Origin of the sequence: Paenibacillus sp. SYP-B3998, assembly GCF_010820665.1 — a bacterium.
GTDB lineage: Bacteria > Bacillota > Bacilli > Paenibacillales > NBRC-103111 > Paenibacillus_E.
The window spans coordinates 858,082-881,480 of sequence record NZ_JAAIKC010000001.1; the positions used below are offsets into that span (position 1 = coordinate 858,082).

At 44.0% G+C, this 23,399-nt stretch carries 21 protein-coding genes; 15 read left to right on the forward strand and 6 right to left on the reverse strand.

The genetic code is table 11. The features are described 5' to 3' along the window. Positions 1 to 22: 22 nt before the first annotated feature. Entirely contained in the window at positions 23 to 850 is an 828-nt protein-coding gene (gene comER, locus GK047_RS03810) for a late competence protein ComER (RefSeq protein ID WP_163941380.1), read from the reverse strand. A 197-nt stretch (positions 851 to 1,047) separates the two neighbouring features. On the opposite strand from comER, the gene GK047_RS03815 reads away from it, so the two are divergent. The 5 genes from GK047_RS03815 (at position 1,048) to GK047_RS03835 (ending at position 8,652) form a co-directional block, all read left to right on the forward strand. Then, a complete protein-coding gene (locus tag GK047_RS03815) occupies positions 1,048 to 1,734 on the forward strand; it encodes a helix-hairpin-helix domain-containing protein (protein WP_163941383.1) in 687 nt (228 codons plus the stop codon). Positions 1,735 to 1,846: 112 nt separating this feature from the next. Further along, positions 1,847 to 3,139, forward strand: coding sequence for a homocysteine synthase (locus tag GK047_RS03820; RefSeq protein ID WP_163941385.1), 1,293 nt, complete (start codon positions 1,847 to 1,849; stop codon positions 3,137 to 3,139). Between the two features lie 20 nt (positions 3,140 to 3,159). Next, complete coding sequence (locus GK047_RS03825; RefSeq protein ID WP_163941388.1) at positions 3,160 to 3,672, forward strand: deoxycytidylate deaminase; 513 nt, start codon at positions 3,160 to 3,162, stop codon at positions 3,670 to 3,672. Positions 3,673 to 3,834: 162 nt separating this feature from the next. After that, positions 3,835 to 6,396 (forward strand): DNA internalization-related competence protein ComEC/Rec2, encoded by a 2,562-nt coding sequence (locus tag GK047_RS03830; RefSeq protein ID WP_240343751.1) that lies wholly within the window; start codon positions 3,835 to 3,837, stop codon positions 6,394 to 6,396. A 147-nt stretch (positions 6,397 to 6,543) separates the two neighbouring features. Then, on the forward strand, positions 6,544 to 8,652 hold the full coding sequence (locus GK047_RS03835; protein WP_240343752.1) for a methyl-accepting chemotaxis protein: 2,109 nt from the start codon (positions 6,544 to 6,546) through the stop codon (positions 8,650 to 8,652). A 42-nt stretch (positions 8,653 to 8,694) separates the two neighbouring features. Here the strand turns inward: GK047_RS03835 and GK047_RS03840 are convergent, their stop codons facing one another. The 4 genes from GK047_RS03840 to GK047_RS03855 are packed head-to-tail and all read right to left on the reverse strand — an operon-like array spanning position 8,695 to position 12,806. Next, entirely contained in the window at positions 8,695 to 8,946 is a 252-nt protein-coding gene (locus GK047_RS03840) for a hypothetical protein (protein ID WP_163940015.1), read from the reverse strand. Positions 8,947 to 8,952: 6 nt separating this feature from the next. Then, entirely contained in the window at positions 8,953 to 10,143 is a 1,191-nt protein-coding gene (locus GK047_RS03845) for a Ger(x)C family spore germination protein (protein ID WP_163941391.1), read from the reverse strand. Beyond that, positions 10,133 to 11,242 carry a GerAB/ArcD/ProY family transporter gene (locus GK047_RS03850; RefSeq protein ID WP_163941393.1) on the reverse strand — a complete coding sequence of 370 codons (1,110 nt, stop codon included), beginning with the start codon at positions 11,240 to 11,242 and terminating at the stop codon, positions 10,133 to 10,135. Before GK047_RS03850 ends, GK047_RS03845 begins: the two co-directional genes overlap by 11 nt. A 4-nt stretch (positions 11,243 to 11,246) precedes the next feature. Then, positions 11,247 to 12,806: a spore germination protein gene (locus GK047_RS03855; RefSeq protein ID WP_163941402.1), complete on the reverse strand. Its 1,560-nt coding sequence runs from the start codon at positions 12,804 to 12,806 to the stop codon at positions 11,247 to 11,249. Positions 12,807 to 13,226: 420 nt separating this feature from the next. On the opposite strand from GK047_RS03855, the gene GK047_RS03860 reads away from it, so the two are divergent. The 3 genes from GK047_RS03860 to holA all read left to right on the forward strand — a co-directional run bounded on the left by GK047_RS03860 (position 13,227) and on the right by holA (position 16,250). Beyond that, positions 13,227 to 13,775, forward strand: a complete 549-nt coding sequence (locus tag GK047_RS03860) for a sigma-70 family RNA polymerase sigma factor (RefSeq protein ID WP_163941405.1) — start codon at positions 13,227 to 13,229, stop codon at positions 13,773 to 13,775. Further along, a complete protein-coding gene (locus tag GK047_RS03865) occupies positions 13,772 to 14,968 on the forward strand; it encodes an anti-sigma factor family protein (RefSeq protein WP_163941406.1) in 1,197 nt (398 codons plus the stop codon). Before GK047_RS03860 ends, GK047_RS03865 begins: the two co-directional genes overlap by 4 nt. A gap of 262 nt (positions 14,969 to 15,230) precedes the next feature. Next, positions 15,231 to 16,250 (forward strand): DNA polymerase III subunit delta, encoded by a 1,020-nt coding sequence (gene holA / locus GK047_RS03870; protein ID WP_163941408.1) that lies wholly within the window; start codon positions 15,231 to 15,233, stop codon positions 16,248 to 16,250. Positions 16,251 to 16,334: 84 nt separating this feature from the next. Here holA and rpsT read toward each other — a convergent pair whose 3' ends face one another. Continuing rightward, on the reverse strand, positions 16,335 to 16,604 hold the full coding sequence (gene rpsT, locus GK047_RS03875; protein WP_079411747.1) for a 30S ribosomal protein S20: 270 nt from the start codon (positions 16,602 to 16,604) through the stop codon (positions 16,335 to 16,337). Positions 16,605 to 16,801: 197 nt separating this feature from the next. On the opposite strand from rpsT, the gene gpr reads away from it, so the two are divergent. From gpr to lepA, 7 genes are all read left to right on the forward strand, one after another. Further along, a complete protein-coding gene (gene gpr / locus GK047_RS03880) occupies positions 16,802 to 17,800 on the forward strand; it encodes a GPR endopeptidase (RefSeq protein WP_163941410.1) in 999 nt (332 codons plus the stop codon). A gap of 173 nt (positions 17,801 to 17,973) precedes the next feature. Continuing rightward, on the forward strand, positions 17,974 to 18,447 hold the full coding sequence (locus tag GK047_RS03885; RefSeq protein ID WP_163941412.1) for a TIR domain-containing protein: 474 nt from the start codon (positions 17,974 to 17,976) through the stop codon (positions 18,445 to 18,447). Next, positions 18,444 to 19,421 carry a TIR domain-containing protein gene (locus GK047_RS03890; RefSeq protein WP_163941414.1) on the forward strand — a complete coding sequence of 326 codons (978 nt, stop codon included), beginning with the start codon at positions 18,444 to 18,446 and terminating at the stop codon, positions 19,419 to 19,421. Before GK047_RS03885 ends, GK047_RS03890 begins: the two co-directional genes overlap by 4 nt. Next, positions 19,393 to 19,557 (forward strand): hypothetical protein, encoded by a 165-nt coding sequence (locus GK047_RS03895; protein WP_163941417.1) that lies wholly within the window; start codon positions 19,393 to 19,395, stop codon positions 19,555 to 19,557. Before GK047_RS03890 ends, GK047_RS03895 begins: the two co-directional genes overlap by 29 nt. 282 nt (positions 19,558 to 19,839) lie before the next feature. Then, positions 19,840 to 21,069, forward strand: a complete 1,230-nt coding sequence (gene spoIIP, locus GK047_RS03900) for a stage II sporulation protein P (RefSeq protein WP_163941418.1) — start codon at positions 19,840 to 19,842, stop codon at positions 21,067 to 21,069. A gap of 30 nt (positions 21,070 to 21,099) precedes the next feature. Further along, complete coding sequence (locus GK047_RS03905; protein ID WP_163941420.1) at positions 21,100 to 21,489, forward strand: DUF3679 domain-containing protein; 390 nt, start codon at positions 21,100 to 21,102, stop codon at positions 21,487 to 21,489. A gap of 76 nt (positions 21,490 to 21,565) precedes the next feature. After that, positions 21,566 to 23,380: a translation elongation factor 4 gene (gene lepA, locus GK047_RS03910; protein ID WP_163941422.1), complete on the forward strand. Its 1,815-nt coding sequence runs from the start codon at positions 21,566 to 21,568 to the stop codon at positions 23,378 to 23,380. Positions 23,381 to 23,399: the final 19 nt, after the last annotated feature.

Here is a 23,399-nt window from a genome sequence, read left to right on the forward strand (position 1 = left end):
AGGAAGTTGGCAACTGGGAAGGTTATTGTTTCAATGTAAATTGATGCTCTGCCTTCTCAAGGTCAGCTTCGAATTTGGCATGAGTGGCGTGTATGACATGTTGGAACATTCCCGCTAACTCATTTTCCATTATGCGTAAGCCTTCGGCTGTAATACCGCCAGGAACGGATACTCGTTTTTGAAGCTGGGCAGGACTGAATCCGCCGGTTGTTAGCAACCTACCAGTACCTAATGTCATCTCGCTGGCAAGCAGCGTAGCTTCTTCAATAGAAATCCCCGTTTCGACCACCGCGGCTTCGATGAACGATTGAATAAAATAAGCAAGAAAAGCGGGTCCGCAACTAGATAGATCCGAAGAAATACGTGTATAGTGCTCAGACACCCGAATAGGGGTGGAAATATGAGTGAGTACATTTTCAATCCATTCTTTATCCTCTGGCTGCATCCGATTTCCATGAATACAAAGCGTAGCCCCGCTCAACACATAGTTTGTAATACTAGGAATAATCTTACTGATTTTGGCTGGCAGCAAACCTTCCAAATGCCTGAGCAGAACTGGACTAGTAATCGAAACAAACATCTGAGAGGAAAGCACGTCCTTTTTGATTTCATCAATAACCGTTTTGAACTCAGAAGGTTTCACACATAGAAAAACAAGATCGCTCTCCGTTACAACTTCTCTATTTGATCGGGCGACCTTTAGTCCCGGATAAGTCTCTGCAAGACGCTCAACTTTGTTTATTGTCCGATTTCCTGCAATAATTTGCTCCGGATTAAACGCACCGGAATGAATAAACGCCTCAATTAGAATACTTCCCATACTCCCAGTACCGATGAATCCTACTTTCATCAAGTAATCCCTCCCGAAAAGTCAGTCATCTTGGCGAAAGTTTACGAACTTTTGAATTCTCCAGTAAACTCGCGCCTTTATCCTTGTTGTCCCTCATACAGTTGGTTAGAACTGGGGCTATGATTTGCATTCCATTCAGATGCTTTTTCATTTATATGCCCTGCTGTAAATAATTATGCTACAGAAGGAGTGAATTTGTGGATTTATTTAGTAAAAGGAAAGGCGTGATCGCACTCTGTGCTGCGTCTGTTTGTTTATTTAGTTACTTGATTTGGCAGTTTATGCTTGGAGGTCGATCTGCCATTCAAAATGAATTCCAGCCTGTTAATAGTCAAATGCAGCAGGTCATTGCCCAAACTGCAGAAAAAAACAACCAGCTATCTTCTAAAAAAGAATCGAATGGCGAACAAAAAAGCGCATCTCCTGAATCTGAAAAAGGGAAAGAAAACGAGAGCGAAAAAGCAGTAGTTGGCGCGACAGAGGATAAGCAAAAGAACGAAAATAAAACCGTGAAAAAGAATGAAAAAGAGAATGGAAAGCAAAACAAAAAACAGAATAACGAAGAAGAAGGCGTTAAAGAAGCAAGTGAAGGAACAGGAAGAAAACCTATATCGTCGAAAACGCCTTCTAAGTCATCAGCCCCATCTAAATCGAACGCTACAACCTCTGAGACATTAAGCGGACAACGCTTAGATTTGAATACGGCTACTTTGGAGCAGCTAAACTCACTACCTGGAGTTGGTGCAAGCAAGGCTAAGGAGATCATTGCATACCGCAAGAAAAATGGCGGATTTAGTCGTCTCGATGAGTTGATTGAGGTAAAGGGCATCGGTGAGAAGCTGTTGGACAAGCTAAAGCCTCACCTTTATGTAACTGAAAAGTAGTCTTTCTTTTAATTTGTTAGGAATTGTGAGAGAATAATAGGGAAATATTACCTAGGCACCTGCTTACGGGGCTAGTTAATTGGTGAAAATTTTAAGGAGGAATGAATAAAAAATGTCCGCAGACCGTAAATTATCTATCGAAACATTAGCTGTACATGCTGGTCAGGAAATCGACCCTACCACGTTATCGCGAGCTGTCCCTTTGTATCAAACTAGTTCTTATGGCTTTCGTGACACGGAGCATGCTGCAAATTTGTTTGCACTTAAAGAGTTTGGTAATATTTATACGCGATTGATGAACCCGACGACAGATGTTTTTGAAAAGCGGATTGCAGCGCTTGAAGGTGCTCCAGCAGCATTGGCTACTGCTTCCGGTATGGCGGCCATTACTTATTCTATTCTTAATATTGCCGGAGCCGGTGATGAAATCGTATCTGCTTCGAGTTTATATGGCGGCACTTATAATCTATTTTCAACAACGCTTCCGAAACTCGGTATTCAGGTTGCTTTTGTAGATCCGAGTAATCCAGAAAATTTTCGAGCGGCGATTACAGATCGAACAAAAGCGCTCTATGCGGAGACGATTGGTAACCCTAGAGGGGATGTTCTGGATATTGAAGCCGTCGCAGCAATTGCGCATGAGCATGGGATTCCGCTTATCGTAGATAATACCTTTCCAAGTCCTTACCTGCTTCGACCGATCGAGCATGGAGCGGATATTGTTGTACACTCAGCGACAAAGTTTATCGGCGGGCATGGCACGTCAATTGGTGGCGTTATTGTAGATGGCGGCAAGTTCGATTGGCAAGCAAGCGGTAAGTTCCCTGGTTTAACTGAGCCGGATCCAAGTTATCATGGTGTAGTTTACACGACAGCGGTTGGCCCGATAGCTTATATTATTAAAGCAAGAGTTCAGCTTTTGCGAGATATGGGAGCGGCCATAGCGCCATTCAACTCCTTTTTACTGCTTCAAGGCTTGGAAACCCTACACCTTCGTATGGAAAGACACAGCTCGAATGCATTGAAAGTTGCGGAGTTTCTGGAGAATCACGAAGCGGTGGAGTGGGTCAACTATGTAGGCTTACAAAGCCATCCTTCGTATGAACTTGGTAAAAAATACTTACCTAGAGGTCAAGGAGCTATTTTAACATTTGGCATCAAGGGTGGTCTAGATGCCGGCCGCAAAGTTATTAATGCGGTTCAATTATTTTCACATTTGGCAAATGTCGGTGATTCCAAATCGCTTATTATCCATCCTGCCAGCACAACACATCAGCAGTTGGGTGAGGAAGAACAGGAATCAGCAGGTGTTTCACCAGGGATGATTCGTCTTTCTATCGGTACAGAAGGAATTGATGATATTCTTCACGATTTGGATCAGGCAATTAAAGCGAGTCAGTCATAAAAGGAGTACAAAGAGCAGTTATGAGTAATCGTAAGGATTGGGATACTTATTTCATGGATATCGCCTATATGGCTTCTACACGATCACAGTGTAATCGCAGGCACGTTGGCGCCGTATTGGTTCAAGGGAAGAAGCTGTTGGGAACAGCATACAATGGAGCCCCGATGGGGGTTCCCGATTGTAGCGAGGCGGGCTGTATGTTGGTTGAGGAAATCGAGTTGAAGGTCGTTGAAGACAAGGAAGAAGTTTTGCGCAAACAGCGATGTATCCGTACAATCCATGCGGAACAAAATCTTTTGCTCTTCACTGACCGGGATGATCGGGAAGGTTCAACGGTGTATGTTACTGATCAACCATGCTGGACCTGTGCCAACATGCTAGCCAATAGCGGGATAACGGAAATTGTGTTTCATCGGGAATACCCAAAGGATCAAGCTAAGGTAAGCGGCCTCATGCTGGCCAGAGGCATTGATTTCCGTCAAATGGAAGCCTATGAGCCTCCACCAGGTACTCTAACGGATGTTATTAATTGAATATGAACGGGGAAGAACCTCTTTCTGCAACGGCCTCAAAGTCGTTGCAGAAAGAGGTTTTTTTGTTTTTCATGACTTAATCCTCATGGAGGGTGATCGAGTCTTGGAATCTGATGATTTTTGAAGTGTTTATAGGGGAAGTAAAAGCATAGGAGGTATAGATTGAAGAGACCTGTTGTTCTAGGAGGTTGCCTGTGGATAACTGGCTATGTGCTTGCGCTCTATGCCGAGCCGTCTTGGTTGTCTTTGAAGGTGAGCGTGTTATTGTTGGGTGCTCTAGTTGTTATTTATGTACTACGAATACCAGGGAGATTACCGTTGTGTGCGCTGCTGCTGGTCGGTGTAGCCTGTGGCTATTATCACTGGAACGATCAGCGGAACGTATCCGCGCTGCTGCCTCTCGCGGAGCAGCAAGAGCGGCTGGACGGCAGCGATATTACGCTGACTGGCCGTATTGCTAGCCCTGTCTCCGTCGATGGCGACAGGGCTAGCTTCGCTGTGAAAGCGGAGTCGATTCGCTTTCAACACGCGACCGACGCTTTCTCGCTTGGCGGGGAAAGTGTGCAGGTTTCACTGCGCCTATTGAAACAGGCGCAGCAAAAACAAGCCGCGAGCTGGCGACGTGGCGATACGATAAGTCTCGACGGAATGCTGCGTAGCCCGTCACCCGCTCGTAACTTTGGCGGCTTCGATTACCGCCGATATTTGCGCCTTCACCACACCCACTGGCTCCTTACGGCCAAAGGGACTGAGCAGGCGCAGGTTGAGCCTGCTGGCTTTCGTGTTAATTTCGTTCAACTGCTGCGCTGGAACGACGAGCTGCGCGACGCTTTAAGCAAGCGGATGGATCAGATATTCCCCGCATCGCAAGCAGGATTTATGAAAAGTATGCTAATTGGTATGCAAGACGATCTCGATCCTGAACGTTTTCAGCAATTCTCGGAGCTGGGGCTTACACATATTTTAGCTATCTCTGGGCTGAATGTTGCTGTGTTTTTAGGTGTTTGCATGTGGATCATGCGTAGACTGAAGCTGGCAAGAGAAACTTATTTGCTCATTTCGATGCTGCTCTTGCCCGTTTATATCCTTTTGACAGGGGCTTCGCCGTCTATTGTAAGGGCAGGACTTATGGCTATGGTTGCTTTGTACGCTGCCAGACGTGGGTTATTGAAGGATGTACTTCATATTATCGCGATCGTCGCATGGGTTATGCTGCTCTGGGAACCTTACTATTTGTTAGATGTTAGTTTCCAACTTTCTTTTCTTGTCACGCTAGGACTGATTATCGGAGTCCAGAGAGTGAATGATCTACTTCAAGGAAGCATTTCCTTGCAGTTCATCAGGAATACACTTTCGATTACCGTTGTTTCTCAGTTGATTTCCTTTCCTGTTTCGATCTATTATTTTAATCAATTCTCCTTATTATCTTGGGCTGCAAATGCAATTTTGGTTCCGGTTATTAGTATGATTGTGTTTCCTATGGGACTACTCGCTCTGGTGCTAGGGCTTATTAACATATCCGCAGGGAGAAGTATGGGTTGGCTTTTAACATGGTTAAACGATGCTGTGTTCTGGATAACGGATAGGCTTGAACAGCTGAGAGGATTTAAAATGATTTGGCCCTCGCCTAGCTTGACTTGGATAGTTGCTTTTTATTTATTGCTTGTTTTGATTTATCTAAGTTTACATAAGAATTATCAAAACTTAAGCATGCATCATTCGATTCTTCTGGAATCGTCTTCACTCAAGAGAAGGTATGTGCAGGCTAGCCTTCTATGTAGTGTGCTATGTTTCATCATTTTACTGTGGATCGGGTATGCGCCGAATCGGTTGGAGCGATCAGGTCTTGTTCAGTTTATCGATGTTGGACAAGGGGACAGCATTCTGATTCGCACGCCTTACGGGAAGCACCTACTGATCGATGGCGGCGGAACCGTCACGTTTCAGAGACAAGGAGAGGCGTGGAAACAACGCAAAGATCCCTATGAAGTGGGGCGCAAAATGCTCGTCCCGCTTTTGAAGAAACGAGGTGTTCATGCACTTGATTTTCTTGTGCTGACTCATGAGGATGCCGATCACAGTGGGGGATTGCAGGCAGTTGTTGAGCAAATTCCGATTAAACGCTTTCTTTTTAACGGAACTTACAAGCCGGGCAAAAGCGTTGAAAAATTATTCACTACTGCTTTGAATCGTAAGATACCACTGGTGACTGCTGAATCAAACAAGTGGATTGAGATTGATCCCGATACAAAGCTCCAGGTTCTATACCCTCTTAGTGATGGTGATCATGCAAGTCAAATTGATATCGTTAAGGAACAGAATGGCCAGTCCATTGTATTTTTATTAGAAATGCAGGGGACGCGCTGGTTGTTTACAGGAGATATGGAGAAAAACTCGGAGGAGGTCTTGCTGGAAAATCTAAAAAGCAACATAGATAGAGGGCAGGGGGTATATTCCAAAATTGATGTTCTTAAAGTTGCCCACCATGGCAGTAAAACATCGACAATTTCATCGTGGCTGGATTATTGGAAACCTTCGCTTGGTGTTATTTCTGTAGGCCAAAATAATCTTTACGGTCATCCTGCGCCTGATGTTGTGCAGAGGTTGAAACAGAATGGTGTGCGTGTATTTCGAACGGATGAGATGGGGGAAATTCAATTCGAAGTTCGTCAAGGGATAATATTAAATAGAACGAGGATACATTACTATTTTCCTAGTTCTTAAGTGCTTACTTTCATTAAAAAAAATGTTAAAAATGATTGAAATAGTCATTTTTCATGGAGGATATCGCAAGAATCTGTCGAATGTTTATTAATATCTAGATGAGAGTGAGAATATGTAACATTAAAACTACATGGTGGTGATAGGTTTATGGCGATGAAATGGGTCCACGTAATTTTCAAAACTGCAGGAAAGCCTAGACTAGGTAAAAAGGTACAGACCTCTTCAACCAAACCCATCGATTGGGGAACTAGGTTGCATTCAGTGGGCGTCAAGTTGAGCCTATCGATTATTGCCAGTATTTTATTTTTTGTTATTTTTATGGGGATAGCTTCTTATCAAATTTCAAAAAATGTGATGCAAAAGAAAGTGACGGATGCATCGCTTCAAACGATCGTGCAAACCGGTCAGAAACTCGATTTCTTGTATCAACAGTATCAAAAATTAACACTGCTCCTAGTCATGGATGGACCGCTTCAAAATCAAGTATCTAGAGCTATTCATTTAAATAAAGGGTCTCGCGAGTATATTGAAAATATGTCCGAGTTAGAAGCGACGATGTCATCTTATCTTTACTCTAATGAAGGCATACAATCTGTTGAGATCTTTTCACCGGATGGACATATCATTCAAACGAAAGCTAGTTTGATGACAGAGAAAAATTATGCGGATCAGGATTGGTTCAAAGCCATTATTGCAAAAGATGGTGAACCTGTATGGATGCCTACCAAATTAAAGGATAATCGGATTTCAACGCCTGTGATTTCGGTTGGTAGTGTCATTCATCAAGCGAACTCGAAAGAATTTTACGTGGCTGTCTTCGATATCAATTTGGATCTGGTCAAGAAACAATTGGAACATATTAAAATGGGTGAAACGGGTACCATTCAAGTAACAGATGTAAATGGAATGATTATTTATAGCCAAGATCAAGCGCAGATGGGGACGATATCTAACTATAAATTAACGGATGAACAGAAGGCCAAAGAGAGCGCTTCCTTTCCGTCCGCGGATAAAGAGAAGGAAATTGTTTTTTCGAAATCAGAGCTTACGGGCTGGTTTACAGTAGGTATGATTCCTGTAAATGACCTAACCAAGGATATGAAGGTCATTTACGACCTCACTATCATTGTCTCCATATGTGCGTTAATTATGGCCATAGGAATCGGTTATTTGGTTGCTAGAATGATCGGGAAACCGTTAGGGCACATCCGTAATCTCATGGAGGAGGGGGCTCAGGGGGATCTTAGAATTCGAACGCAGACGAATTCAAAGGATGAAATTGGACAGTTGGGAAGCAGCTTCGATACGATGATGCAGCAGATTACTGAACTCTTTAGACAGACGAATCAATCTTCTGAGGAAGTGCTTAGAACAGCTGGAGAGCTATCGGTATCTTCCAAATATACAGCAACGGCGGCGAGAGAGATTGCTGTAGCCACAAGCGAAATTACAACGGGAGCAGCAGGCTTGGCTACGCAAGCTGAACGCGGTAACGAGCTGACGATCCATATCGGTCATCAAATTACGAGTGTTGTTTTGGCTAATCAGGAGATGGGCGTTGCGGCTGAGGAAGTACAAAGTTCAAGCCAACAAGGAACGAAATATATGGAAGAACTGATCGCCAAGACGAATATCACGGAAGAAATGACGCGTTCTATGGTTGAGAAGGTCGACAAGCTGAAAGAGAGCACACATTCCATACGCAAGGTATTGGATATTTTGAGTCGAATGACGAAGCAAACGAATATTTTATCGCTCAACGCTGCGATTGAAGCTGCGCGTGCTGGATCAGCTGGTAAAGGTTTTATGGTTGTAGCCGATGAAATTCGCAAACTTGCCGATCAATCAAGACAATCTATCGAAATTGTAGGTCAGATTACCGAAACGATTCAGTCTGAAATTGATGATACAGTGAACGTATTATCGGAGGCTTACCCTATCTTTCAAGAGCAGATTCATTCTGTGAAAGAAGCGGATCTGCTATTCAAGCAAGTGCAAAACCGGATGGGCGGTTTCATCGATCAATTAGGTTCTGTCAGTCAATCTGTTCAGCAATTAGAAGAGTCGCAATTCGTACTTAGCGATGCCATGACGAATGTGAGTGCTGTGTCCGAAGAATCGCTTGCAACTTCGGAGCAGGTGGCTTCCTTGAGCACTGAGCAGCTAAATATTAGTGAAGGGTTAGTTAAACTTTCCGATAAGCTGGAGCAGCTTTCGGTGACGCTTCAAGAGTCATTGTCTAAATTTAAGGTGTAATCGCAGTATATTTAATTTTGGATAGATTCACTACAAGACACTCTACTTTGAGGAATTTTGTAGTGCTTTTTTTTGTTTTGGATTTTGATCTTGATTTTGATGTAGATTTTGAGTTTGGTGAAGTTGTTGATGATCAGGTAGTTGCTCATCCTCTGGCTGAAGCTTCCATGGCGGATCTCCATGTTTATGAAGCTCTTCGTTAATCCAATTGATGCTAAAGGGGATGATGAATGCCAGAAGGGTTCCGATAAGAACCATCCCAGGAGGCATTTGTCCTAAAATTGCCTTCCACATGTCTAATCACTCCTTCTTTGTTTCGTTAATGTTACCGATTCGGCGGATAATTGATTCAGCATGCACTTCGATGATAACTTGAGAGAATAGGTTATCCCCAGAATCCCAGTTATTTTCTACTGGCTTCCACAGTTTGTAGTGGTTTTGATATAAATATGGGCCAAGACCCAAGGCATCCTTCTTATAGGTTTGCTGCAGCTTTTTTATCGCCTTATAAGCATTTTTTTCAATCATCTCCGTGATGCTTTTCTCAATTCGTTTGAGTGCTTGTTCTTTGGAAGGGTCAATATTTGCTATGGATTTATCGAGGTTTCCTTCGGCAAGAATTTGAATAACAAATTTAAAGCGGTTCGGGCCGAGAAGCTGCATCGTGATTTTACGCTCTGATCGTTCCAAGAGAAAATCAACCGTATTTTCATCTATTTTCGATTCGACTATGCCGCCTTTCATTTGATTCGTAATAAAATTTAAACCTTGTGTTTCTGCTCCCGATAGAAAGCCTACCATCCGCTTTGTATCACCTGCAAATATGGCGCATCCTGATAAAGAGATTCCCTGATCTTCGATTTTGACTTTCTGAATGGCGAAACTTTCGTGTTTGACGAGATTTTCATGGACATCCCCAATACGGGATTGGGGGATCATAAAATTCGTTTTTCTATTATTTTTGGCAATGGACGTTATGTAATCAATCGGCATCGTTTCATTATTGGCTTGGATATTTAGGACGTCCGCTGCTTTGCCTTCAGTGATTAGGATTTGGACACCTCTTCGCATCTCACTGTTTCGTAAATAATAATCCAATAAATCAGCGAAATTAGATTTACTCTTCGCGAGTTTATCTGAAATTAGAATCATTTTTAAGTGCTCAAAGTAAGGAGAACGGCTTGTTTTCGAAGACATTCGGCCAGAGAGAGCCGGCATTGAATTCTCTGTCGTTGACAAATTGAAGTAGGCTTTGCCTGAAGCACCACCTCCGCCTCCGCCGGAGCCCCGGGTACTTTGCTTCAAACCGCCTGGAACGACGAACTGAAAGGTGCCTAAGTAGTTATGTTTGGCGTCGGCTGCCTCTGGTTGGTCAATGGCGATTCCGACAACGAAGCCGCGCTGATCTATTTCTACGCGATCCCAGCAGCCTGTTGTCAGGAATAGTAAAAGGCTAAGGTATATAGAGATCACGATAGATTTAGGTAGCATCGCTCTTCACCTTTCGAAGTTTAGCGATTAAATAAACGAGCCCGGGAGCGATGATGGCTATTACCATACCAAAATAACTAATGAACGTGCCTAATTTTGAGAAATCTGACATGTTTCTTGGCAGCATGCAGGTCATGTAGATCGCAGGGCTCAGAATAAGAACCCAAGTTTTGCGTTTCACTTGGGTGAACATCGAGCGCAAGGCGCAAATAGAGCAGTCAAAGGCCATGATGGTTGTTGTGAACACGGTCATAATCCAAATCGTAAAGAAGATAGATTCAAATCGCTCGAAAAATTCCCCTGGAATTTGCATTTCTTTAGCCAGCTCCACTGCGGGAAAAGTTATTTCTTTTAAGGCAAATTGGGAGAACACACCTACACAGATGATATAGATAGCAATGTAAAGAAATACTGGAATGGCCACGCCGATGATGGCTGCTTTTGGGGCATCCTTGGGCTTACTCATCAATGAGATATAAAACAAAATGATCTCAAATCCGAGAAAAGAGAAGGTGCTATCTTTCACGCCAATCGCTAAATCCCGCCAGTTCGTTATGAAAAAAGGTTTTAAATCTTCGAAGCTGAAGATGCTTGTACTGAATATAAGCACCGTTAGTGTAATGCCAAAAATGAAAGGAAGAAACAAAATATTAAGGCGAATGAGTCCAACTCGGCTGCCGGAAACCGCATAAACGACGACCATTAAAAAAGTCAGTGCGATTGCTTCAACGGGCGTGCGCTCAAACAAGTATTGTTTGGCAATATTCGCGATAGCTCTTGCTTCAAAAGCGCAAAAGGTTAAGAAGTAAATAGCAAGAGCAGTGGTCACCACATAGGCTACTGGCTTTGTGACGGCGGCGGCGGCATATGCGAAGAAGCCTTGTTTACTAAAATGAATGGCGATTTTTGCAAGATACCAAGCAATACCGATTGCTAGAAGTCCTGCCACTGTCATAGAAATCCAACCATCGGAAGAATGAGTTGTTTGTGCGAGACTTCTTGGCAGGATGAGTACGCCGACTCCGATAATCATGGAGGCAATCGTGACAGCCATATCCATGAAGTTGACTTCTTTCTCTCCGTATTCGAAAAACTTCATCGATTCACCGCTTCTCTTTATTTAATCGATCCTTATCTTGAGGCTGTAGCATTTGGGGTCTTCTCTTCATGAACATGATCGGAGATCTTAGAACGAGATCTTTCCAGTCCTGAATGAAAACTGGCGCAAAAGGCGTTGAGTAAGGTACGCCGAAGCTTTTCAGATTAACGATATGGATGTTAATCATAATATAGGCCAGGATGATGCCGTAAAGCCCAAAGAAAGCTGCTACTATCATAATTCCAAAGCGCATGACACGCAGAGAAATGGCAAATGAGTAGGAAGGCAAGGCGAAGGAAGAGATGGCTGTGACCGCAACGACGATAACCATAACTGGACTAACCATTCCTGCGGCAACAGCCGCTTCTCCAATAACCAAACCGCCAACGATACCGATGGTTTGACCAATCGGCTTCGGTAAGCGGAGTCCGGCTTCCCTTAAGAGCTCAAGTGTGAATTCCATGACAAAAGCTTCAATGACGGCAGGGAATGGGACGCCTTCACGCGCACCGGCAATCGAGAATGCGAGCTTGGATGGGATCATACCGTGATGGAATTCCAGCAAAGCAATGTATAGTGCAGGTAAGAATGTAGCGATGAAAGAGGCTGCTAAGCGCAGCAAACGTGTCAGTGTTGTAATCAGCCAATGCTGATAATAATCTTCGGGTGACTGTAGACTTGAAGCGAACGTAAGCGGCAAGATGAGCGCGAAGGGGTCGCCATCCACAAGAATGGCTACACGGCCCTGCAGAAGTGATCCTGACACTCTGTCAGGTCGTTCTGTATTGAGGATGAGCGGGAAAGGACTTAGGAAGCTATCTGCCAGCCATTGCTCTAAATAACCGGACCCTTCGATATCATCGATGTCTATAGTTTGGATTCTTCGCTTCACTTCTTCTACGAGCTTGGGATGGACGATGCCATCGAGGTATGTGACAACCACTTCTCTTTTGCTTCTTTTCCCAATGCCATAAGTGTCGAAAACAAGGCTTTTCGCTTTGATTCTTCTTCTCAGCATAGCGGTATTGGTGCGTAAATCTTCGGAGAATCCCGCTCGCGGGCCGCGTATTATTGATTCCGTTTGAGGCTCTTCAATTCCTCGTGTTTTCCAACCGCTGCTGGAGATAACGAGACATTTTGCGACATCATCAATGAAGAGAATTGTGCTCCCGGATAAAAGGGAGGAAATGACTTCATCTACTAGGTCTATATGCTCTAGTTGATACGTGGTAAGAACCTGTTGTTCAAGTATGGTCAGGAGTTCTTCGGGAGAAGAGACTAAATAATCAAATGAATGAAGCATCGGTTTAAGCATTTGTTCATTAATAAGGGAAGTATCTACAAGCCCGTCAATACTTACGAGCGCGCAAGAATACTGATCGCCGATTGTAAATTTTCTTGTCATTAAATCACTGGGATCATGCAAAATATTTTTCATAGTGATCAAGTTTTCTTGCAATTGCATGTGTAAGGTTTGATTGGTACTTGGATTCAATAACGGGTTATGTGTTTGAGCGGATGCCTTTTGTGCAAACGACTTTCTGCCGAATAACTGTTTAAACATGATGAAGTTCCTCACTTTCAGCGAGTGCTCTTATCAATATTCTCTTCTTTGGATGGAATTAAACGGATATGGCATTTGTCATCTCGAAGTAGTGATAAGCGTGTAATGAAGAAGTGAGTGAAGGAAGGTAAATGGCCTAAAATGAAAGTTAATTTAACTTTTATTCAGAAAGGGGCTGAACCCGTTATCGACGGTCATGAAAGTAAACCAATTAACGTTTGCTACGTCTAATATACATAAAAGCGCAACATAAAGCTGACTCCAGCGTATTTATGTATGATTATTATACAGAAGATGTATATTTCTGCTCGAATATTTGCTATTGTTTTAAATGCAAGTCGTTATTATTTTTTTATTATAAACACTGCAACCTTATCAGAAGCATCTGCGTCTGTAAGATTGCAAGAGGGAGGGATCCCAGTGGTAGCACCCGAACTGGTAAGAAGCGCTCAAGCCGGTGACCGTGATGCTCTCATTACCCTATTGCGAGAAATTGAATCTCATGTCTATCGAACCGCTTACTATATTTTGAATAATGAACAGGATGCCCTTGATGCTTCGCAGGAGGCGCTGGTCCGTATTTATACCAAAATTAATTCTTATGAGGAAAAAGCGTTGTTCAAGACGTGGGTGCAGCGGATTGTAACGAATATCTGCATCGATAAATTTCGCAAGGCGAAACCGACGGTTTCTATTGATGAGCATGAAATGACATTTACAGCAGAGCATAATGTAGAACATGAAATTATGACGGGTTATCTGGCCAAAGATATCCGCGAAGCGATCGATAAGCTCCCTGATCACCACCGATCTGTTGTTGTTCTTCGGTATTTGCAGGACTTCTCGTATCATGAAATTGCAGAATCGTTAAATTTACCGCTAAATACGGTCAAGTCTTACTTATTTCGGGCTAGACAGCAATTGCAGTCGTTGCTCCAAGAATATCAGAAAGGAGGTGTTCGGGGATGAATTGTCAAGAGGTGATGGAGCTTATGCAGAGGCAGCTGGATGGAGATTTAGATGCACAGGAAGAAGAAGAGCTTCACGTTCACCTGATGGATTGTTTAGACTGCGCGGAAATGTTTGAACGATTGCAAAGGTTATCGGATGAATTGAACCAATTACCAAAGGTCGTTCCTCCATACAGTTTGGTCGATGCTATACTGCCGCAACTTGGTGAAATGGATAGGCTTGCCGCGGCATCCATTACCGAACCGACGGCTGCTTTCAGCATGACTACCGAGACTCCAACACGAAGCCAGCCTCCCCAACTTCCTTGGACACGCCGATTCGGATCGCAGTTTTCTTGGAAACTCGCTAGCGGCGTCGTAGCCGCGGGCCTCATTATTGGATTTTTTGCCTTCAATATGAAACAGCCGATGCTGGATCAAGCTGATGGTTTATTGCAACCAAGTACGCAATCGGAATCTACTAGTATGGCGCAAAGTGCACCGGTATCTGGCTTAACGACCGGAGCAGAAGAGAAAAAACCGACCATAAAAGATACCGAAACCCAACCTTCTTCGCCAGTTTCAGATGGCAAGCAGGAGAAGGTAGAGCCTTCAGCTGTTAGCGCTCCTGTGGCTACCACCGACGCTAAGCTTGAAAAGCCTCAGGCGATAGACCAAACGGCAGCTTCGACAAATAAACCGAAAGATGCAATATCGTCGAAGATGGCACCCTCGACCTCAGAGCCTGAACGGTTGAAGGATCCCAGGTCATTTGGGACAGAAGTGAATGTGCCAGAATTGAAGCCTTCGGATTCGGAGATCTCAAATAAGGCGACAGAAGTGCCCAAAGAGGCGATTTCAGCCAAAACCGCGGAGCCTTCATCTTCACCAACGCCGTTATTGAAGAAGGCGGATCCTCAAGAAGGTTCGGATAAGGCTGATATGTATTCGTTGATGGTGGGGCCGACAGATCCTATACTGAAGTCGGTATCAGGTACGTTCGAGGCAGTTGTTGAAGAACAGCATGTAGTTATTAGGGACAGCTCCTCACAAGAAATCGTGTTTGCTTCCAAACAAATCTGGCAGCAATCCGATGAAATTAATTTAGTTGAATGGTCTAAGGATGATAAGCTGTCCTATCAAGTTCTGAGTGGTGATTCTTCTAAAACCTTCGTTGTAGATATGAAGACGAAAAAAGAAATAGTTCCTTAGAATTATTTGCTAAATGGATGCACTAAATGGCTAAATCTGCGTATGCTATATCAAAAGCACGGATTATTCGTTGGTGGTTCGTTCACTCGGTTAAAGGTTTCTAGAGCCTTTATACCGGTGTTTAAATAGATGCTGCTTCCGGGAGGTGGATCTTCCGGAACCTATTCGTCTAATTGCTCTACAAAGGGATTGTGTTAACGTCTTCGGACTTTGACGCAATCCCTTTGTTGTTGGTAAGATGGTAGTGAGGAGTGTGCGAGACATGGATGTAAAAAAAGCTTTGAGAGATATTCAAGCAGGACGGCCGGCACCTGTTTATTTATGCTATGGTCCTGAGAAATATAAAATGAGAGAGTTTATCCAAGTGTTATCGGAATCCTTGATTGAGCCAGAGCATAGAGAATTTGCTGTAAGCAAATTTGACTTGAGCGAAATTAGCCTCTCGGCGGTTTTGGAAGATGCGGAGACGCTTCCATTCATGGTACCGCAAAAGCTTATTATTGCAACGAATGCTCTTTTTTTTACGGGAGCCAAAGAAAGCACCAAGGTAGAGCACCATTTGGACCGCTTAATCGATTACTTAAAATCCCCGGCCGAGCATACCATTATCGTGTTCACTGTAGATGCGGATAAGCTGGATGAACGGAAGAAGGTCGTTAAATCACTTAAAGAACGTGAAGCTGCTGTACCCTTCCTGACGCTTAACGCTGAAGAACTACAACAATGGGTGGCTCAGCGGGCTCAGAAATCGGGGTTTTCCTTCACAGAGGGAGCGGCGGATCAGCTCATTCTGTATACAGGCGGTAATTTACAATCACTTTCAGCGGAAATTGAGAAGATTTCTTTGTATGTGGGGGATGGGGGGACAGCCTCGCCTGACACGATTGATCAGTTGGTGTCCCGGAGTACGGAACAGAACGTGTTCATCTTAATTGAAGATATCGTAAATCTGAGGCTAGAGCGTGCCTTCGTTATTCTCGAGGAGCTCTTGAAGCAGCGAGAAGAGCCTATCAAGATTGCGGCGCTGATCGCCAGGCAGTTCCGGATTATGCTTCAGGTGAAGGAACTAAGCAAGATGGGGTATTCGCAGCAGCAAATGGCTTCCCAAATCGGTCTTCATCCTTTTGCGGTGAAAGTGGCTGAAGGCCAGTCGCGAAAGTACGAATCGGACAAGCTTTGCGCGATTATGTCTCAGCTGGCTGATCTTGATTTCCAGATGAAAAGCGGGAAAATCGATAAAGTGTTAGGTTTGGAAATGTTTCTACTCAGGCTTGCTGCCTGAGTAGAAAACAAACCTGAAGAAAAAAACGAAAAAAGTCCATTTCTCTTTGTGGGAGAATTGGACTTTTGCTTGTATGTTCTTGGGTTACGCTTGAGCCGTAAGAGCGTTTAGCTTTTTAGCCAGACGGGACTTCTTGCGGTTAGCGGCATTTTTATGGATTAAACCTTTAGAAGCTGCTTTGTCTAATTTCTTAGAAGCATTAATCAGAGCATCTTTGGCAGATTCTACATTATTGCTAGCTGCAGTTTCGAAAGCTTTCACAGCAGTGCGCAATGCGGACTTTTGGGAAGCGTTACGAAGACGGCGCTTTTCGCTAACTTTTACTCGTTTAATAGCGGATTTGATGTTTGGCATGAAATTCACCTCCTACTTCATAAAACACGTTCAACTTTACATTTGCATGTTTGCTGACAACTTTATGTATTTTATCATGCAAACATTGAAAATGCAATACCTATCAGTAGGTTCTCTTCTGGTTTCTATTTTGCATAAGGGATCAGGGTTCGTTGCACAATAAACGATGCAGTGCTACCTGAGAAAGGGGAACAACGATGGATTTAGGCTCATTTTCTACACATACCGATCTGGCCTTAGATGCAAGAGACATAGCGCAAGCCGCCAATCAGGGGCAGCCCTTACCGGGTATTGAAACCGATTCGAAACGAGAGAACGGGATTCGGGTTACGAAGATCAATGTGCTCAATGAAGAAGGCTCCAGATCGCTTGGCAAGCTTCCTGGTCATTACATAACGATTGAGGTGCCTGCTCTTCGGCAAAAAGATAGTCCATTGCAGGATCGCGTCGCTACGAAGCTAGCTCAAGAGTTTGAACAGTTCTTACGAGATATTGGCATTCCTAGAAATGCGAAGGCACTTATTATTGGACTAGGTAATTCCAATGTGACGCCCGATGCACTCGGTCCGCTAGTTGTGCAAAATATCATGGTGACACGTCATTATTTCGAATTAATGCCTGAAGAAGTGGGGCCAGGTTATCGTGCTGTCAGTGCTGTTGCACCAGGAGTACTAGGTACTACGGGGATCGAAAGCAGTGATATTGTTCAGGGAATCGTCGAGAAATCAAAGCCTGATTTCATCATTGCGATCGATGCGCTTGCTTCTAGGTCTCTTGAGCGTGTAAACACGACGATACAAATTGCCGATACCGGCATACATCCCGGTTCAGGCATTGGCAATAAGCGCAAAGGACTGACGAAGGAGGCTCTTGGTGTTCCTGTAGTCGCTATAGGTGTACCGACGGTTGTATACGCCTCAACAATCGTTAATAATGCTTTTGATTTGATGCACAAGCATTTCGGTGAGCAGACGAACAACACAGGGCAAATCTTAGGGCTTTTGGACAATATGCATGAGGAAGAGCGACTTCAGCTTGTGAAAGAAGTGCTTAATCCAGTCGGACATGACCTGCTTGTGACGCCGAAGGAAATTGATCAATTTATCGAGGATATCGCGAATATTATCGCTAGCGGTTTAAATGCGGCCCTGCATGATGCTGTTAGCGCCGATAATGTAGCGGCATATACCCATTAAATAAAAAGCTGTTTCTACAGATTTAAGTAGAAGCAGCTTTTTTTCATCACGCAGTCTAATTCTTGAACAAACCAAGCAAAAAATGGATATTTTTAGGTGGGAATGAAGGAGGCGAGAAGCTCATGTCGAAGTAAGTTGACAATGATTACCTATAGAAGCTAGGAAGTGATCCTGTGAGTCATACTGAAAAAGCCAAATTATTCATTGGGTCCTCAGCTGAAAGTGTAGAGGTGGCTGAGGCTTTGCAAACTAATTTACAGTATGCGTTCGATGTGACGGTGTGGAGCCAATTGCTGTTCCCCCCTTCTCAACCGACGCTAGCTCCTCTCATTAAGAAGGCTTCAACGACTGACTTTGCTATCTTTGTATTTCAACCTAATGATTTGACGTTATTTCGAGAGACGGTGGTAAGCACAGTGAGGGATAACGTTATTCTTGAATTAGGCTTATTCATCGGTCAAATTGGTTTAGATAGAACCTACTTTCTAGTTCCCCAAGGGGAGACCTTTCATTTGGCTACCGATTTAATCGGATTAACACCACTGAAGTATAATCCGCAGCATAGCGCTGGCTTGTTGGCTGGGTTAGGTCCAGTTACTTTTACGATGAAGCAAATGTTTCAAGAAATCGGGTTGAGAGTGAAATGAAACCGAAACTGTTTATCGGGTGCTCACAGAAAAGCGCAATCTGGGCTGAGTTTTTTCAAGCGCAGTTATCGAATGTTTCAGAGGTTACAGTCATTCATCAAGGTGTGTTGGCTGCGTCAACTCACAAACTGAATAGATTAAAGAAACACATGGAAGAGGCTGATTTTGGGCTCCTTATTGTGACTCGTGCTGATGTTGAACAACCGTCCATCTATCATAATCTACTAGTTCTAATTGGACTATGTATAGGTGAATTAGGACATGCCAGAACGTTTATTTTGATGTCCCAAAGTTGCATACTCCCTGACTATCTGGAGGGATATCATCCACTGCTCATTGATGACAGTGATGAAACGAGGGACATCGATCAAATCGCGGGTCCCCACCTGTATCCTTTGAAAATAGGAATCACTGCGCATAGGGAGCGTTTTAAGAAATCAGATATTAAAAAGAGCGAGGCTCTTCGCAGTTTTCTGTTTGATTCTTTGGATTCCCTAAGCGTTTCGAGCGTAGATTATGATCGCGTATTGGATAAATTCCATAAGACATTTGATTCCAATTGTGGTATTATTGAGCTTCAAGAAGTTACCGCAGCTACCTTGTTTGAACTCTTGGAAGATGGGGTTACCTTGAAACAGTTTGCCCGTGCCGGTCAAGTTGGCAGCAATCATCATTTTAAAATTAGTGATCCTACCAGTTACATGGCAGAGTGTTATAGGGGTAAGGATACGAACATATATTTAGGTCGAGCGAGAGACAAGGAAGACGGCGAGTTTGAATACATCTACTGTGTTAAGCTGCACCCAACGATAGTCTCCTCTATCCATTTCAAAACGAAAACAGATATTCCTTCAAGAAATCATCATCAAGTAATGATGGAACTGTCAGCAAGAAACGCTAAGCTGATGTCTTCACTCAAATCCATTGTGAAAGGAAGGATGAATTATGTTGAAACACACGAAGAAAGTTCGTAATAAATCACGTAAAAAAGGCGATCAGCCGGCAAGCACCACATTGGGGAAATTATTTAATGGCCCGACTGTTCTCAATAAGACGAGCGGGGTAACGATTGTGGCAAAGGGCTCGTTTGATTTCGAATCTGTTGTATAGCCTTTCTTAAGAAAAATTGATGTAGACGTCGATATCCTAGCGGATATGCGGCGTCTTTTTGTGTTCTCCCCTATATAAATAATTCCGAACCCCGTGAGGGGTTCTTTCTCTTTCATTTCTAGCAAAAAAATCTACTGTTTTTTGGTTCTACTGAAGGGGCTCGTTTCATAGATTAAATTAAGTACTAGATTAGCAACGCTTTCACGATGAGAGATTTGCTAAAACGGCAAATGCATTATGAAGTAGGTTTTCCTACGGAGAACGCTTAGGAGGAATTACACTATGAAATGGACTTCAGCCACACTGAATCTCAGTCAAGTTCGCAAAACGTTCCAGAGCGCTGGGACCGTCGGGAAAATATTTTTCATCCTCAGCGCAGCTACGCTTGCCTTATTCGTTCTTCTCGGCGTTGGAAGCTACTTACAAGCTCGCGTGATGACGACGTCTCCCGTTTCTTCCATGAAAGGTCTCGCCGCGTCCGTCACCAATCAATTTTTTATTGATATGCTAGGCATGGAAGTGCCCCATCTACATACAGACCAGAAGAAATTTACATTTTCGCAGCACAATGTCTTCAATTTTGCATTCCGTTTCATGACAGATATTAACCCGCGAGATCCAAAGAGTTTAATTGCAAGTGAAGTGCCTGGCATGAATGTGGATAAATCAACGGTGCTTGTGAAGGGGAGCGCAACGAACCCAAGTGATCCGATCGACTACAATCCGAACTCGGATGACTTGCAAGGGGAAGCCAAACTACCACAGTCAACACTAGCGACTGAGCCTACGCCCATAACGGTGCCTGCAACACCGACTTCTTCTTCCGGACAGCCGCCCAAAACAGCGGGGAGCAACATTGCCTTCGTGTATCAAACGCACAGTAACGAATCTTTTTTACCTGAGCTAAAAGGAATAACGGATCCTGATAAGGCCTACAGTGATAAAGTCAACATCATTTCAGTCGGGAAAAGATTAGCACAAAACTTAGAGAAGGACGGCATAGGCGCTGTTCATTCCGAGACGGTTTATCCGTCCACCGTGAAAAATTTTGAATACCCGTATTCATACAAATACTCCTTGAAGACGCTTCAGGAGGCTATGACCTCGCATTCCGATCTTCAATATTATTTTGATATTCATCGAGATTCAGCGGCTCGCGGCAAAACGACGGCTACGATCGAGGGTAAGGATTACGCGCAAGTGTATTTTATTATCGGGGGGAAAAATCCGAGCTGGAAAAAGAATGAAGAATTCGCCGACAAAATTCATCGGGTACTGGAAGCCAAGCATCCAGGCATATCCAAGGGTATTCATGCCAAAGAAGCGAATGAAGGCAATGGTTTGTACAATCAAAATATTTCGCCTAATAACATTTTGATTGAAGTCGGAGGTCCTTATAATACGCTGGAAGAATGTTATCGAACGACGGATTGGCTGGCGGAAGCCATTTCGGAAGTCATTTTGAACGCGAAGAAAGTGGACGCACCACTTCCTGCCCCTAAGAAAACGTAATCTTGAGTCTGTAAGGAGGAGAAAATGAGGATGAGACATTTTTATTTCAAAGTGAGTTTATTCGGTCTGCTGCTGCTGTTCTGCATCTTGTTTGGGGTGAGTCTTGCAAACACTGGCGTGGAGCGCATCCAGGGGCCACTCACTCCATCCTCCAAAGATGCACAAGAGGCAATTGCGAAGGTGAAGGTGACGGCGCTTGCTGCAGAGACCACTCCTGCTCCCGCGAAAGCGGAGGTCAAAGCGAAGGAGGCTAAGGCCCCCTCCAAGAACGAAAAAGAAACCAAAGATGAACCCGTAGCTGATCACGATAACGCTTTAAACCATGTTGGAAATAAATTAGGCGATCTGCTGCAAATCGCCGCACACCATGGAATCAAGCTATTTGTCTCGCTATTTGATGCGGTGCTGGGCAAAGGATAACGAGGGTGCATTGCTGCGAGTTCCTACAACTGCTATAATGAAAATTATTTGCATGTAGTGGGGGTTAGTCTTTAGCATGACGGACATTCGAGCTAGACAACAGAGAATTCGTAATTTTTCAATTATCGCTCATATCGATCATGGCAAGTCAACGCTTGCCGATCGCATCTTGGAATATACAGGAGCATTGTCTTCTCGTGAGATGCAAGAGCAAGTGCTCGATCAGATGGACTTGGAGCGTGAGCGTGGGATTACAATTAAGCTGCAGGCTGTTAGATTAGCCTACAAGGCTGAGGATGGTGTGGAATACATCCTCAATCTGATTGATACACCTGGGCACGTAGATTTTACGTATGAGGTATCCCGAAGTCTTGCCGCGTGTGAAGGCGCGCTGCTCGTCGTGGATGCGGCACAAGGCATTGAAGCACAGACACTTGCGAACGTGTATCTTGCACTGGAAAACAATTTGGAAATTTTACCGGTCATTAATAAAATTGATTTGCCAAGCGCGGATCCTGAGAGAGTGAAGCAAGAGGTTGAGGACGTTATTGGCCTAGATGCCAGTGAGGCTGTTCTAGCTTCCGCCAAGGCAGGCATTGGAATTAAAGAGATTTTGGAGCAGGTTTGCAAAAAAGTGCCGGCCCCGCAAGGTAATCCGGACAATCCGTTGAAAGCGTTGATCTTCGATTCTCATTACGATAGCTATAAAGGTGTTATCGTGTATGTGCGTGTCGTTGACGGCTCGATCAAAGCAGGTTCCAAAATCAAGATGATGGCAACAGGGAAGACATTTGAAGTGATTGAAGTAGGAGCATTCAAGCCAAGAATGTCGTCAGTGCCTTCACTTGAAGTTGGAGATGTAGGTTTTGTTATAGCCGGCATCAAGAACGTTGGGGATACACGAGTTGGGGACACAGTCACCGATACAGAGAACCAAGCGCCTGAAGCACTTCCAGGCTATCGTCGTATCAATCCAATGGTATTCTGTGGGCTGTATCCGATTGAAACAACAGACTACAATGATCTGCGTGAAGCTTTGCAGAAGCTGGAGCTCAATGATGCTTCTCTGCGCTTTGAACCGGAAACATCAACAGCATTAGGCTTCGGTTTCCGCTGCGGATTTTTGGGATTGCTGCACATGGAAATCGTACAAGAACGGATTGAACGTGAGTTTAATATTCCGTTGATTACCACCGCGCCAAGCGTTATTTATCGCATTACCTTAACGAACGGTGATGTCATCGATATCGATAATCCGTCGAACTACCCGGATCCACAGCGGATCGACTACGTGGAAGAACCGTATGTTAAGGCATCCGTGATTGTTCCGAATGATTATGTAGGAACGATTATGGAACTGTGCCAAGGAAAACGCGGCGAATATTTGAACATGGAGTATTTGGATACGAATCGCGTGACCTTAAGTTACGAAATCCCTTTATCCGAAATCGTGTATGATTTCTTCGATATGTTGAAATCCAGAACGAAGGGATATGCTTCGTTTGATTACGAAATATCAGGTTACAAAAAGTCCAATCTCGTTAAAATGGACATTTTGCTAAATGCGGAGCAGGTCGATGCACTTTCATTCATCGTTCATCGCGATACCGCGTATCACCGCGGCAAAATTATTTGTGACAAACTGAAGGAACTCATTCCGCGCCAAATGTTTGAAGTGCCGATCCAAGCGGCGATCGGGCAAAAGATCGTTGCTCGCGAGACCGTTAAAGCGATGCGTAAGAACGTTCTCGCTAAGTGCTATGGCGGTGACATTTCCCGGAAACGTAAGCTGCTGGATAAGCAAAAAGAAGGTAAGAAACGTATGAAGCAAGTGGGTAGCGTTGAAGTGCCACAAGAAGCGTTTATGGCAGTTCTCAAAATCGACGAGTAGATTAACACGTGAAAAGCCA

Bases quoted from the DNA above. Each gene is read 5' to 3' on its own strand.
- GK047_RS03840 (WP_163940015.1), bottom strand. From the start codon at position 8,946: ATGTGGAAGGCAATTTTAGGACAAATGCCTCCTGGGATGGTTCTTATC.
- GK047_RS03905 (WP_163941420.1), top strand. From the start codon at position 21,100: ATGAGACATTTTTATTTCAAAGTGAGTTTATTCGGTCTGCTGCTGCTG.
- GK047_RS03820 (WP_163941385.1), top strand. From the start codon at position 1,847: ATGTCCGCAGACCGTAAATTATCTATCGAAACATTAGCTGTACATGCT.
- GK047_RS03855 (WP_163941402.1), bottom strand. From the start codon at position 12,806: ATGTTTAAACAGTTATTCGGCAGAAAGTCGTTTGCACAAAAGGCATCC.
- spoIIP (WP_163941418.1), top strand. From the start codon at position 19,840: ATGAAATGGACTTCAGCCACACTGAATCTCAGTCAAGTTCGCAAAACG.
- rpsT (WP_079411747.1), bottom strand. From the start codon at position 16,604: ATGCCAAACATCAAATCCGCTATTAAACGAGTAAAAGTTAGCGAAAAG.
- GK047_RS03865 (WP_163941406.1), top strand. From the start codon at position 13,772: ATGAATTGTCAAGAGGTGATGGAGCTTATGCAGAGGCAGCTGGATGGA.
- gpr (WP_163941410.1), top strand. From the start codon at position 16,802: ATGGATTTAGGCTCATTTTCTACACATACCGATCTGGCCTTAGATGCA.
- GK047_RS03850 (WP_163941393.1), bottom strand. From the start codon at position 11,242: ATGAAGTTTTTCGAATACGGAGAGAAAGAAGTCAACTTCATGGATATG.
- lepA (WP_163941422.1), top strand. From the start codon at position 21,566: ATGACGGACATTCGAGCTAGACAACAGAGAATTCGTAATTTTTCAATT.
- GK047_RS03895 (WP_163941417.1), top strand. From the start codon at position 19,393: ATGTTGAAACACACGAAGAAAGTTCGTAATAAATCACGTAAAAAAGGC.
- GK047_RS03845 (WP_163941391.1), bottom strand. From the start codon at position 10,143: ATGCTACCTAAATCTATCGTGATCTCTATATACCTTAGCCTTTTACTA.
- holA (WP_163941408.1), top strand. From the start codon at position 15,231: ATGGATGTAAAAAAAGCTTTGAGAGATATTCAAGCAGGACGGCCGGCA.
- GK047_RS03890 (WP_163941414.1), top strand. From the start codon at position 18,444: ATGAAACCGAAACTGTTTATCGGGTGCTCACAGAAAAGCGCAATCTGG.
- GK047_RS03825 (WP_163941388.1), top strand. From the start codon at position 3,160: ATGAGTAATCGTAAGGATTGGGATACTTATTTCATGGATATCGCCTAT.
- GK047_RS03835 (WP_240343752.1), top strand. From the start codon at position 6,544: ATGGCGATGAAATGGGTCCACGTAATTTTCAAAACTGCAGGAAAGCCT.
- comER (WP_163941380.1), bottom strand. From the start codon at position 850: ATGAAAGTAGGATTCATCGGTACTGGGAGTATGGGAAGTATTCTAATT.